This is a genomic window from Buttiauxella sp. A111 (genome assembly GCF_014189855.1).
In the GTDB taxonomy this organism is placed as follows: domain Bacteria; phylum Pseudomonadota; class Gammaproteobacteria; order Enterobacterales; family Enterobacteriaceae; genus Buttiauxella; species Buttiauxella selenatireducens.
In genome coordinates this window covers 527,961-539,345 of the sequence record NZ_BJFN01000002.1, presented here as the reverse complement: position 1 = coordinate 539,345, position 11,385 = coordinate 527,961, and the positions used below count along the sequence as shown (strand labels likewise).

Here is an 11,385-nt window from a genome sequence, read left to right as displayed (position 1 = left end):
TTGATTATGAAGCAGACAACAAAACGCGTATTACAGCTCAGTGCGTTGGCTTTAGCCTTTGGTGTGGTGAGTGCGCAAGCCGCTGACAGAATTGCCTTTATCCCAAAATTGGTTGGCGTGGGCTTCTTTACCAGTGGCGGTAATGGCGCGATGCAGGCGGGCAAAGACCTTGGTATTCCGGTGACCTACGACGGGCCAACCGAGCCGAGCGTTTCCGGTCAGGTGCAGCTTATCAACAACTTCGTGAACCAGGGTTACAACGCGATTATTGTCTCGGCGGTTTCCCCTGACGGCCTGTGCCCGGCACTTAAACGCGCGATGCAGCGTGGGGTGAAAGTGCTGACCTGGGATTCCGATACCAAACCCGAATGCCGCAGTATTTACATCAACCAGGGAACGCCACAGCAGCTAGGCGGCATGCTGGTGGATATGGCCGCGAAACAGGTGACCAAACCTGCCGCTAAGGTCGCGTTCTTCTACTCAAGCCCAACCGTGACGGATCAAAATCAGTGGGTAAAAGAGGCGAAGGCGAAAATTGCGAAGGATCATCCTGAGTGGGAAATTGTCACGACGCAGTTCGGCTATAACGACGCCACTAAATCACTGCAAACCGCTGAGGGGATCTTAAAAGCGTATCCGGATCTGGATGCGATCATCGCCCCTGATGCCAATGCGTTACCTGCCGCAGCACAAGCTGCTGAAAACCTGAAACGGACTGATGTCGCCATTGTGGGCTTCAGTACGCCAAACGTAATGCGCCCGTATGTGGAACGCGGCACGGTGAAAGCCTTTGGTCTGTGGGACGTCGTGCAGCAGGGTGAAATTGCGGTCAACGTCGCAAATACCTTGCTGAAAAAGGGCGATCTTAACGTGGGCGATAACGTCGATGTGGCGAAAATCGGCAACCTGAAAGTCGAACCCAACAGCGTGCAGGGCTATCAGTATGAAGCGAAAGGCAATGGCATTGTGCTGCTGCCGGAACGCGTAGTGTTCACCAAAGACAACATCGGTAAATACGATTTCTGAGGGAGGAAAAATGGCAGATCTTGACGATATCAGAGACGGTAAAGATTACGGCATTGGCCGCCCGCAGGAGAATAAGGCGTTTTACCTGAAGGGGAGCGGGGCGCTGGATTGGGGCATGCAGTCGCGGCTGGCGCGGATTTTTAATCCCGATACCGGGCGTACCGTGATGCTGGCGTTTGATCACGGCTATTTCCAGGGGCCGACAACCGGCCTTGAGCGCATTGATTTGTCCATCGCGCCGCTATTTCCTGAAACCGATGTGTTGATGTGTACGCGTGGAATTTTGCGCAGCGTCGTGCCGCCAGCCACCAATAAACCGGTGGTGTTGCGCGCATCCGGCGGCAATTCCATCCTCAGCGAGCTGTCGCGTGAGAGTGTGGCGGTGACGATGGAAGATGCTCTACGGCTGAATGCCTGTGCGGTCGCGGCGCAGATTTATATCGGTAGCGAATATGAGCATCAGTCGATCAATAACATCATTAAGCTGGTGGACGAAGGCACGCGCTATGGCATTCCAACCCTTGCCGTCACGGGTGTGGGCAAAGAGATGGCGCGTGATGCGCGATATTTCTCACTGGCGAGCCGTATCGCTGCCGAAATTGGTGCGCAATTTGTGAAGACCTACTTTGTTGAAGAGGGTTTCGAGAAAGTTACCGCCAGTTGTCCGGTGCCGATTGTTATCGCCGGCGGTAAAAAATTACCGGAGCAAGAGGCGTTGGATATGTGTTTCAGAGCCATCGACCAGGGGGCATCTGGCGTGGATATGGGGCGCAATATCTTCCAGTCTGACGCGCCGCTCGCCATGCTCAAAGCGGTGAAAAAGGTCGTGCATGAGAATGTCTCCGTCCGCGAGGCGTATCAGTTCTGGCTGGATGAGAAACATCATGGAGGTAAATCATGAACGTGACGCTGGTGGAAATTAACATTAAGCCGGAACGGGTCGATGAATTTATGGATGTGTTCCGCGCCAATCACGAAGGCTCAATTAAGGAGCCGGGTAATCTGCGTTTTGATGTGTTGCAGGACCCTGAGGTTGCCACGCGATTTTTCATCTACGAGGCTTATCAGAATGATGAGGCGGTGTTAGCGCATAAGCAAACGCCCCACTATCTGGCCTGTGTGGAAAGGCTGGATGGGATGATGTCTGAGCCGCGTAAGAAGAGAAGTTTTGTGGGGCTGCTGCCGGGGTGATTTATAGGGCGGGTGTGAACCCGCCATATTTTCTAGCGAATAAACTCAGCAAATTTATCGGCGTTGCGTTTCAGATACTCCGGGAAATCTCCGCTCTGGAGATCGATAACCTGAAGGTTTCTTTCACGCGCCCAAATATCCAGCCCGTTCTCAATCGCATTCTTAATATGCTCTTGATTATTAAGCTCTGGGGTATCGTACTCAGTATGCGAAATGGTAGACATTTTTTCTGAGATACGCTCGGCTGTCATTATCCAGGAAAAGTGCCAACCAGCATCCTGAACAACATGGGTTCTTAATTTCAGCCAACGCCATTTCAACCAACTTTTGCGAATGGCCGAACGTTTCACGTTGCGTAAGGTTTCTGGTTCACCCATAAAGAAAGTGCGCAGATTTTTATAACTGGTCATTTTAGGCAGCGTGCAACGACGCGGCGAACCATCAGTATTAAAGACCTGCAAATTAAACTGGTAGTTGTAGAAATTCTGGTAAAGCGTGGTGCACAGGTAATTAGGTTTATAACCGGCGATGGCTTCCGGGCGAATAATTTCATCGACGTCGGAGACAATAATGATGTCATCGTCTTTTGCCGCCGTCAGGCCGTTCATAATGGCATTTCGCGTTCTGGCTTCATTGGTCCAACTGTCTGCAACCGGCTTTTCGTCAAAGACGACGTAGATAATTTTGTCCTTAAATTTTGCGAATTTGTTGATATCGAAATGCAGCTCCACTGGCTGGCCAGTAAAGGAGTGCGTCGATTCGACAATGACAAATTTATCAACATAGTCATTAAGTACGTTGAGGCGTATGTCGAGCAACATATCTTCATCGTAATAGAGGAAGCAGTCGTAGATCATGAAGGCGCAACCAGATTTTAAGGATAGAAAAGGACGGCAAGTATAGAACGTTCAGAAGGGTAAAAACATTAGCGGGCTAAATACTCCCCGGAATTATGATTCCGAGGAGTTATTGGATCATAGTGCTAGCTCAGTTTTCGCTGTGCTGACCTGAAGTGATTTAAGCGCCTTCCTCGCACAGCCCAACACATGTTCACACTGCTCAATCGTGATAGTCAGCGGTGGCTCGACACGAATGGTTTTCGCATTGTTGAGCGTCCCGGCGACCAGCACCTGCTGGCGGAACATTTCACTGGCAAAGTTATAGCCAATTTCGTTGTCGCTGAACTCGATGGCAATCAACAAACCTTGCCCACGCGCATCAACCACCAGATCCGGGAACTCACGTTTCAGGGCCTGGAAGCCATCCATCAACAGTTGTCCTTTCTGTTGCGCTTGAGCAGGAAGGTTTTGCTCAAGCAGAACATGGATTGTGGCAAGTGCTGCCGCACAGGCTAACGGGTTGCCACCAAAAGTTGTGGTGTGCAGGAAAGGATTATCAAACAGCACAGAGAAAACTTCTTCTGTCGCAACGGTTGCGCCAATCGGCATAACGCCGCCACCGAGTGCTTTGGCGAGGCATAAAATATCAGGCTGTACGTTTTCGTGTTCGCAGGCGAACATTTTACCCGTACGTCCCATACCGGTTTGCACTTCATCGAGAATAAGCAGTGCGCCAAATTCATCGCAAAGCTGACGAACCGCCGTTAAATACCCGACCGGTGGGATAATTACGCCGCCTTCGCCCTGGATAGGTTCAAGGATCACGGCTGCGACATCATCACCCGTTTTACGGCACTCACTTAGCATTGTGCGTAACGCGTCGATATTGCCAAACGGTACATGTCTAAAGCCCGGAAGTAACGGCATAAACGGTTTACGGAAAGCCGATTTTGCGGTTGCAGACAATGCCCCGAGAGATTTGCCATGAAACGCGCCACTGGTGGCGATAAAGGTAAATTTCCCGCGTGGAGATTGATAGGCTTTGGCGAGTTTAATCGCCGCTTCAACTGATTCTGTACCGCTGTTGCTAAAGAAGCTGTACTTGAGTTTACCCGGAGTGAGGGTCGCAAGGGTTTTGGCTAGCATCGATCGTAAGGGGTCGAGCAGCTCCTGACTGTGCAGGGGTTGTTTTTCGAGCTGATGCTGTACGGCGGATACCACTGTTGGATTACGGTGCCCCACGTTAAAAATGCCGAACCCACCCAGACAATCTAAATATTCCTTACCCTGGGTGTCGACAAGCGTATTTAAACTGCTCGCTTGCCACTCTACGGCTCCGTAATCCCCGCCGGCGGTCACTGATTTGCGATACTCAAGAAAACCCGGATTAACATGCTGTTGGAAGTTATCGATAACCTCTCGGTTTAACGCTTTCATCTCCTCATGGCTCAGTGACTTCTTTTCGATGATGTTGAGAGCGTGCGCTGTGCAGGCAAGAGCCGAAGCGCTGGTAGGTAACCTGTTCAAAATGTGCTCCTGGGGATGACGTATCACGCGATACACGAAATAAGTATTGCAGGGAATACGCCACTTCGCTTCCCCTAAACAAAATCAGGATAAACGCTTAGGCGGAACGCGAGTTGAGCAATGTTTACTCACAATTGAACATATTTTGTGGATTTATATGCTGAGGACAGGCTGCTCTGAACAGGGCGATTTGCACTCTTTCTGCACCCTGTTTGCACTATAAATGTGCATGTTGCACCAGGGCATTACATCATCTTATACCCGTCATACTTCAAGTTGCATGTGCGTTGGCTGCGTTTGCTCACCCCAGTCACTTACTTGAGTAAGCTCCTGAGGATTCACAAACTTGCCGCCTGCCTGAAACATGAATTATTTTGGGTATATACGCTGATATATCAATGCCACTTATGACTTTGCTGAAACCATAATCGCAACAAATTAATAACGAACTATTAATGCTTTTATGTAAAGAAGACTAAATTAATCCGTTCAGTTTTATTTATCCTATAAGGTAGACTTCTGTCTGTAGTTATTGCTGCTTACAAAATGGGTCGTAGAAATTAATTTTAAATATTGAGAGTGCGCTTGTGCCATTAAATATCAACGATCTTGATTACTCTTTATCTGAGCTCAACATCGCCATTAAAGACCATTACGATTGGGCCGCAAAAATACTGTCTCTGAACCTGCTAGGGGGAGAGGCGGATGAAGAGATTGTTCACCCCGATTCCCATTGCCATTGCCGTTTTAGCAAATGGCTGAAGCTGCGTCTCGAAGGAGAGGCGCTGGACAGGGAAATGATTGCGCTCATCGACTGCCAGCATACGGAAATGCATGATGTTGCACGGGAATTAATGCAGTCTATTATGTCCAAAAAGGTGACCGAAGAATTAGTACAGCACTACCACTCCACGCAACAGATATTGATTGAAAGCCTTGACCGTTATAAAGAATATCTCTTCTCCTACCGAAATTTACATGATGCATTAACCGGCCTGCCGTTGCGCCATTTGTTATATCGTGAATTCCCCCTTATTCGCTCAAAATATAATTTGAGCGACAGCCGCGTGTATGTGCTGATTATGGATATCGACAGGTTTAAGTCGATTAACGATACCTGGGGGCACAATGCGGGTGATGATGTATTGCGATCGGTCGCTCTGGCATTAAGAGCAGCAACGCGGGATAACGAACGCATATATCGTTTTGGGGGCGAAGAATTTATTACGTTACTCATCGCGAAAAACGATGAGGATGCCGGTTTTGCTGCCGAGCGAATGCGCAAGCATCTGGAATCCCACTCCATTAAGGTTGCGGGCGTTGAAATCAGTGTGACTGTGACAGGGGGTTTGACGAAAGTCAGAGCTCAGGATTCGCTGCACGAGGCGATTGGTCGTGCCGATAAAGCGATGTATTACGGTAAAAACACCGGGCGTAACCGCTGCATTATGTCCACGATTGCAGAAGATCTGATTACGCTCGGTGAGTGATTATGCGGCATCCATGCGGTGTTCTCCGCGAACCAGAGCGGCACGGTCGAACTCATGTTCGATGATCCCGCCGGCCATGTAAGCCGCCCGGTCTGACATATGAGCAATCACATCGGCGTCGTGGCTGACCAGCAGATAGGTCATGCCAAACTGCTGTTTAAGGCGGTTCAACAGATTGAGAATTTCTGCCTGCACCGACATATCCAACGCCGAAGTCGGTTCATCAAGCAGCAGGATTTTAGGCCGCAGCAACAGTGCCCGGGCAATGGCGACACGCTGGCGCTGCCCGCCGGAAAGCTGGTGGGGATAACGCTTCATGGCGTCAGCTGCCAGTCCCACCTGAAGCAGCGCCTCCTCCACGCGGGCGGCAATTTGCGCTTCCCCGTGAATCGTCAGCGGCTCGGCCAGCGTGCGGTAAATGGTATGGTTGGGATGCAAAGACGCGTAGGGGTCCTGAAACACCATCTGCACATTACGTCGCAGGAAGCCCTGAAAACGTGAACCGGGTTTGATTGCATCATCCAGCAGTTTGACGTCGCCTTGCCATTCGCGCTGCAACCCTGCCAGCACCCGCAGAATGGTGGATTTTCCGCATCCTGATGCGCCAATCAAACTGAATGTTTCACCTGAGTTTACGGAGAAACTGGCATCACTAACCGCAGTTTTGACCTGGCCCTTAGCCGTAAATTGCACGCGTAAATTACTGACTTCAACGATCGCCATGGTGTTCTCCTTGCAGATTCTGGCTACGGTCAAGTGTCGGTAGCATTGTGCCGTAAGTCGCGGCATTTGGCCGGCATGTCCAGAGTGTTCGGGTATAAGGATGTGTGGCTGTTGCCAGTTGACTGGCTTCCATTTCATCGACTTTTTGCCCCTGATACATCACCAGCACACGCTGGCAGTGTTGAGCGACCAGCGGCAGATCGTGGCTAATCAGTAACATCGCCATCTGGCGTTGTTCGCATTGTTCGACCAGCAATTCCAGAATCTGGTTGCGCAGACGGGCATCCAGTGCCGAAGTGGGTTCGTCGGCTATCAATACCTTGGGATTGTTGACCAGGGCGATGGCAATCATCACGCGCTGCCCCATACCGCCGGAAAGTTCCGCCGGGTAACGCAGCAGCACGTTTTCCTGCAATCCCACCGCATTAATCACTTCGCGGATTCGCTCGCGGCGCTGTGCCGTGGACAGTTTTTGGTGCAGCCGCAACGCTTCATCAATCTGCTGGGCGACGTTTTTCACCGGGTTGAGCGCGTAGCGCGGATCTTGTAAAACCATCGAAATGTCATTGCCGCGCAGGCGCTGCCAGTCGCGGTCGTGCATCGTCAGCAAGTCGTGATTCAGCACGTTGAGCTGAGTGGCACTGACCTTGCCTGGTTTGCGCACCAGACCCATTAGCGAGCGAGCCGTCATGGATTTGCCTGAACCGGATTCGCCCACCAGTGCCAGCCTTTCAACGCCAAGCGTAAACGAGAGGTTTTCTACTACGCGTGCGCCGGGGTAATCAATGTTTAACCCCTGAACGTGAATACGATTCTCAGTCATGACCCGGCTCCAGCACGTCGCGTAATCCATCGCCCAAAAGGTTAAAGGCCAGGCTGCTAATCAAAATAGCGGTGCCAGGAATTGCGGCGATCCACCATTGATCGAAAATAACCTGCATGCCGTCGGCGATCATTGAACCCCATTCCGCCATGGGTGGCCTTGCGCCAAGGCCCAGGAAACCCAGCCCGGCGGCGGCAAGAATAATACCTGCCAAATCAAGCGCCAACCGCACAATGGCTGAAGGTAAACAGAGCGGCAGAATGTGGCCTGCCAACAGGCGCAGCCCACGAATCCCCATCATTTCGGCGGCAGCGAGATAGTCGCTGTGGCGCAGGCGTTGAATTTCGCTGCGTGCCTGGCGTGCATACGCAGGCCACGTGGTTAGTGCCAGCGCCAGCGCGCCGTTAACCAGGCCTGGGCCAAGCATCGCCACAAAGGCAAAGGCCAGAATCAGGCGTGGCATCGACATCACGACATCGGTAAAACGCATAAGCACGCGCTCCAGCCAGCCCCCGTAATAACCAGAAAGAATGCCGATAAGCAGCCCAACAGGCAGCGTAATGAGCGTAACCAGCAGCACCAGGCCGAGAGCCGGGCGTGAGCCGTAAATCAGGCGTGAAAGCATATCGCGGCCATAGCTATCCGTGCCCAACCAGTGTTGAGCATTCGGCGCTTGCAGACGTGCTGCGGCGTCTTGCCAGTTCGGGTCGAAGGGGGCCAGCAATGGCGCAAAAATGGCAACCAGCACCAATAACGTAATAATCACCAGGCCGCAGAGTGCCGCAGGCGATCGTAAAGTACGGCGCAAAAACAGATAAGACGGCATTAGCGCACCCTCGGATCGGTGACACGCACCAGAACGTCAGTCAGATTATTGATAATGACAAACGACACGCCAATCAGCAGTGTGCCGCCCATAATCGCGGTGGTATCTCCGGCGAACAGCGCGGTAGTGAGATAGCGCCCGATGCCCGGCCAGGAGAAAACCGTTTCAGTCAGCACCGCACCTTCCAGCATGCCGGTGTATGCCAATGCAATGACGGTGAATAACGTGCCGCGAATATTCGGCAGCACATGGCGCACCAGAATCGCCATCTCTCCGGCACCTTTGGCGCGCGCAAGCGTAATGTATTCTTTGTTCATTTCGCTCAAACACGCGGTGCGTGTTAAGCGGGTAATGCTTGCCAGCGAGTAATAGGCCAGCAGCAACACGGGTAAAGCGAGGTGGTTGATGGCGTTCAGGAATGCATCGCGGTCGCCAGAAAGCCAGGTATCGACCAGCACAAAGCCGGTTTTGGCTTCCACGCTGTACTGATAAATATCGTCCAGACGCCCAGGCCCGGCGCTCCATTGCAGGCGGGCATAAAACAGCGCCAGCATCAGCAAACCCAGCCAGAAAATAGGAACCGAGTTGCCGAGCAGGGTAAACGTGCGCACCGCCAGGTCCCACGGCGAGCCTGCGAATCTGGCACAAAGCACACCAAAGATGACCCCAAGAACGCTGCCAATAATCAGCGCGAGAGTGGCGAGTTCTAATGTGGCCGGAAAAGCGGAAAGCAAATCCTGTAAAACTGGCTGACCGGTCGCGCTGGCTGTGCCTAAATCACCCTGCGCGAGATTCGTCAGATAGTGCCAGAACTGTACGGGAAGGGGTCTATCCAAACCCAACTGGTGGCGAACTTGATCGTAGGTGGCCTGGCTTGCGTGATCGCCGACGATTTGCAGCACGCGGTCGACTGGCGAAAGTGCCGAAAGGGCGAATGTGATGAGCAACAAGCCGAGCAGCGTCAGTGCCAGGGTAAATAGCCCTTGCGCGAATGTCAGCAACGGGCGGCGCAGGCGATTCGAGGCTGAAAGGGTGGAAATGTCTGACATGTGGACTCTTTGCGTTGTGTTGGAGAAAGCAACCCTCACCCCGACCCTCTCCCTGAGGGAGAGGGGGAAAAGAAGATCCCCGCTCCCCGTGGGAAAGGGGGAAAACCCGCCCCTGATGGCCAGGGGGAAACCGAATTATCCCCTCTCCCTGGGGGAGAGGGCTAGGGTGAGGGCGAGGGCGTCCCTTACTTAGTCACGGCGTCGTAATACACCATATCCGCATTCAAACCTTGCTGATAACCCTTCACGTTTTCACGTACAACGATTTGGGTTTTACCCTGATCAACAAACACATACGGCGAGTTATGCTGCACTTCTTCCTGTATTTTCTTATACAGAACCAGGCGTTTAGCCGGGTCAGCTTCTGCAACCGCCGCCAGAGTTTGTTTGTTCAGCTCAGGGATTTCCCAGCTATTTAAACCGGCAACCGTGCTGCCTTTGCCGTCGTTAAACGCAAAAGAGCTGGCGTTGGAGTGGGCATCGAAATAGTCCGGCAGCCACATACGGATCGCGGCCTGATGCTGTTTCGCACGTACGCGGGCGTAAACCTGGCTTCCGGCTGCTGGCAGCAGATCAATCTTCACGCCGCCCTGAGCGAAACTCGCCTGCATCGACTGCGCGATGGTGATAAACGGCGCTTTGTTCTCGACGTCCAGCGTGAATTGCGCGTCTTTAATGCCTGCTTTAGCGAGGATTTCTTTTGCTTTAGCCGGATCAAATTTGAATGGGTTGTTGGTCAGCGCGCCAGCGAAACCGACAGGCAGGAAGCTCTGGTGGATAAAATACTGGCCTTTCAACAGGTCTTTGGTGATGCCTTCGTAATCGACCAGGTAACGGGACGCTTCCCAAAGGGCTGGGTTTTTCAGCAGTGGATTGCTGCTGTTACCGACGTTGAACACCATGTAGTTCTGTTCGGCAGAAGGAATGCTCAACACTTTTACGCTAGGTTTGCCTTCCAGCGCACTGGTTTGATCCGCGCCCAGACCACGGGCAATATCTGCGTCACCTTGCTGAATCAGCAAACGACGTGCTGCTGGATCCGGCACGTTTTTAATAATGATATTTTTAATTTTTGGTGCGTCACCCGGTGATGTTGGGTTGGCGTCCAGCACAATCGCCTGGTGCGGCTGGTAAACACGCATTTTGAACGGACCGCTGCCCGCAGAGTGCATTTTCAGCCATTCATTGCCGAAATCACCCGCTTTGGCATTCGGGGTCACCGCTTTTTCATCGACGATAGAAGCGATTGGCGTGGAGATAATATTCAGCGCAACCGCCGGGCTGACGTCCGCAGTCCAGTGTAATTCCAGCGTGTGGTCATCGATTTTCTTCAACTGGCTGGCGATGTTTTCTGGCTGCCAGCCAAGTACGTTAAGAATAAACGCCGGTGACTTATTCAGCGTGACTGCGCGGGTATAAGAGAAGATGACATCTTCCGGGCGCAGCGGGTTGCCGGAGGCGAATTTCGCATCCGGGCGCAATTTGATGGTCAGTTTTTTATTGGCCGCGTCGCCCTGCCAGCTTTCAGCCAGCACCGGAATCACTTTTGCCGGATCGTTACGGTCGGCCTGAACCAGGCGCTGATACAGACTTGGCACGGTTTGAATACTGGAAAGCTCGTTCGCTTCGGCGGGATCAAGGCTGACGATGTCATCCAGGCCCTGTGCAACGATTAATGTATTTGGTGGTGTAGCGGCAAAGCTGCTTGCGGAGATAGCCGCCAGCAGCAGTAATGGCAGTACTTTTCTTTGCATGTGGCACCCTGCTTAAAATGAATAATTTTTCTGTTGTTATTCTCGAACCCGCATACGTTAGGCCAGTTAGGCCGAATCATAAAGCCAAAAAAATACTTTCCTTATAAACATTTGGCATTTGGATATTATTTTTGCAT

At 52.1% G+C, this 11,385-nt stretch carries 11 protein-coding genes; 4 read left to right on the top strand and 7 right to left on the bottom strand.

Features of this window, described 5'->3' with window-relative positions; translation table 11 throughout:
• Nucleotides 1–6: 6 nt before the first annotated feature.
• The 3 genes from lsrB to lsrG are packed head-to-tail and all read left to right on the top strand — an operon-like array spanning nt 7 to nt 2,217.
• Entirely contained in the window at nt 7–1,026 is a 1,020-nt protein-coding gene (gene lsrB / locus BSPA111_RS08540; RefSeq protein ID WP_183270733.1) for an autoinducer 2 ABC transporter substrate-binding protein LsrB, read from the top strand.
• 10 nt (nt 1,027–1,036) lie between these two features.
• Entirely contained in the window at nt 1,037–1,927 is an 891-nt protein-coding gene (lsrF, locus tag BSPA111_RS08535; protein ID WP_183270732.1) for a 3-hydroxy-5-phosphonooxypentane-2,4-dione thiolase, read from the top strand.
• Nucleotides 1,924–2,217 carry a (4S)-4-hydroxy-5-phosphonooxypentane-2,3-dione isomerase gene (gene lsrG, locus BSPA111_RS08530; protein WP_183270731.1) on the top strand — a complete coding sequence of 98 codons (294 nt, stop codon included), beginning with the start codon at nt 1,924–1,926 and terminating at the stop codon, nt 2,215–2,217. The genes lsrF and lsrG overlap by 4 nt, the downstream gene beginning before the upstream one ends.
• A 32-nt stretch (nt 2,218–2,249) precedes the next feature.
• Here lsrG and BSPA111_RS08525 read toward each other — a convergent pair whose 3' ends face one another.
• Nucleotides 2,250–3,074 (bottom strand): benzoate transporter, encoded by an 825-nt coding sequence (locus BSPA111_RS08525; protein WP_183270730.1) that lies wholly within the window; start codon nt 3,072–3,074, stop codon nt 2,250–2,252.
• Nucleotides 3,075–3,191: 117 nt separating this feature from the next.
• Nucleotides 3,192–4,583: a putrescine aminotransferase gene (ygjG, locus tag BSPA111_RS08520; RefSeq protein WP_183270729.1), complete on the bottom strand. Its 1,392-nt coding sequence runs from the start codon at nt 4,581–4,583 to the stop codon at nt 3,192–3,194.
• Nucleotides 4,584–5,170: 587 nt separating this feature from the next.
• Here ygjG and BSPA111_RS08515 point away from each other — a divergent pair.
• A complete protein-coding gene (locus tag BSPA111_RS08515; RefSeq protein ID WP_183270728.1) occupies nt 5,171–6,073 on the top strand; it encodes a diguanylate cyclase in 903 nt (300 codons plus the stop codon).
• Here the strand turns inward: BSPA111_RS08515 and BSPA111_RS08510 are convergent, their stop codons facing one another.
• The 5 genes from BSPA111_RS08510 to BSPA111_RS08490 all read right to left on the bottom strand — a co-directional run bounded on the left by BSPA111_RS08510 (nt 6,074) and on the right by BSPA111_RS08490 (nt 11,248).
• Entirely contained in the window at nt 6,074–6,796 is a 723-nt protein-coding gene (locus BSPA111_RS08510) for an ABC transporter ATP-binding protein (protein ID WP_183270727.1), read from the bottom strand.
• A complete protein-coding gene (locus BSPA111_RS08505) occupies nt 6,783–7,619 on the bottom strand; it encodes an ABC transporter ATP-binding protein (RefSeq protein WP_183270726.1) in 837 nt (278 codons plus the stop codon). Before BSPA111_RS08505 ends, BSPA111_RS08510 begins: the two co-directional genes overlap by 14 nt.
• On the bottom strand, nt 7,612–8,445 hold the full coding sequence (locus BSPA111_RS08500) for an ABC transporter permease (RefSeq protein ID WP_183270725.1): 834 nt from the start codon (nt 8,443–8,445) through the stop codon (nt 7,612–7,614). Before BSPA111_RS08500 ends, BSPA111_RS08505 begins: the two co-directional genes overlap by 8 nt.
• Nucleotides 8,445–9,494 carry an ABC transporter permease gene (locus BSPA111_RS08495; RefSeq protein WP_255459251.1) on the bottom strand — a complete coding sequence of 350 codons (1,050 nt, stop codon included), beginning with the start codon at nt 9,492–9,494 and terminating at the stop codon, nt 8,445–8,447. Before BSPA111_RS08495 ends, BSPA111_RS08500 begins: the two co-directional genes overlap by 1 nt.
• A 185-nt stretch (nt 9,495–9,679) precedes the next feature.
• Complete coding sequence (locus tag BSPA111_RS08490; protein WP_183270724.1) at nt 9,680–11,248, bottom strand: ABC transporter substrate-binding protein; 1,569 nt, start codon at nt 11,246–11,248, stop codon at nt 9,680–9,682.
• Between the last annotated feature and the right edge of the window lie 137 nt (nt 11,249–11,385).

What these genes read in the sequence shown, in the direction of transcription:
- lsrB (WP_183270733.1), top strand. Translation starts at nt 7, where the DNA reads ATGAAGCAGACAACAAAACGCGTATTACAGCTCAGTGCGTTGGCTTTA.
- lsrF (WP_183270732.1), top strand. Translation starts at nt 1,037, where the DNA reads ATGGCAGATCTTGACGATATCAGAGACGGTAAAGATTACGGCATTGGC.
- lsrG (WP_183270731.1), top strand. Translation starts at nt 1,924, where the DNA reads ATGAACGTGACGCTGGTGGAAATTAACATTAAGCCGGAACGGGTCGAT.
- BSPA111_RS08525 (WP_183270730.1), bottom strand. Translation starts at nt 3,074, where the DNA reads ATGATCTACGACTGCTTCCTCTATTACGATGAAGATATGTTGCTCGAC.
- BSPA111_RS08510 (WP_183270727.1), bottom strand. Translation starts at nt 6,796, where the DNA reads ATGGCGATCGTTGAAGTCAGTAATTTACGCGTGCAATTTACGGCTAAG.
- BSPA111_RS08505 (WP_183270726.1), bottom strand. Translation starts at nt 7,619, where the DNA reads ATGACTGAGAATCGTATTCACGTTCAGGGGTTAAACATTGATTACCCC.
- BSPA111_RS08500 (WP_183270725.1), bottom strand. Translation starts at nt 8,445, where the DNA reads ATGCCGTCTTATCTGTTTTTGCGCCGTACTTTACGATCGCCTGCGGCA.
- BSPA111_RS08495 (WP_255459251.1), bottom strand. Translation starts at nt 9,494, where the DNA reads ATGTCAGACATTTCCACCCTTTCAGCCTCGAATCGCCTGCGCCGCCCG.
- BSPA111_RS08490 (WP_183270724.1), bottom strand. Translation starts at nt 11,248, where the DNA reads ATGCAAAGAAAAGTACTGCCATTACTGCTGCTGGCGGCTATCTCCGCA.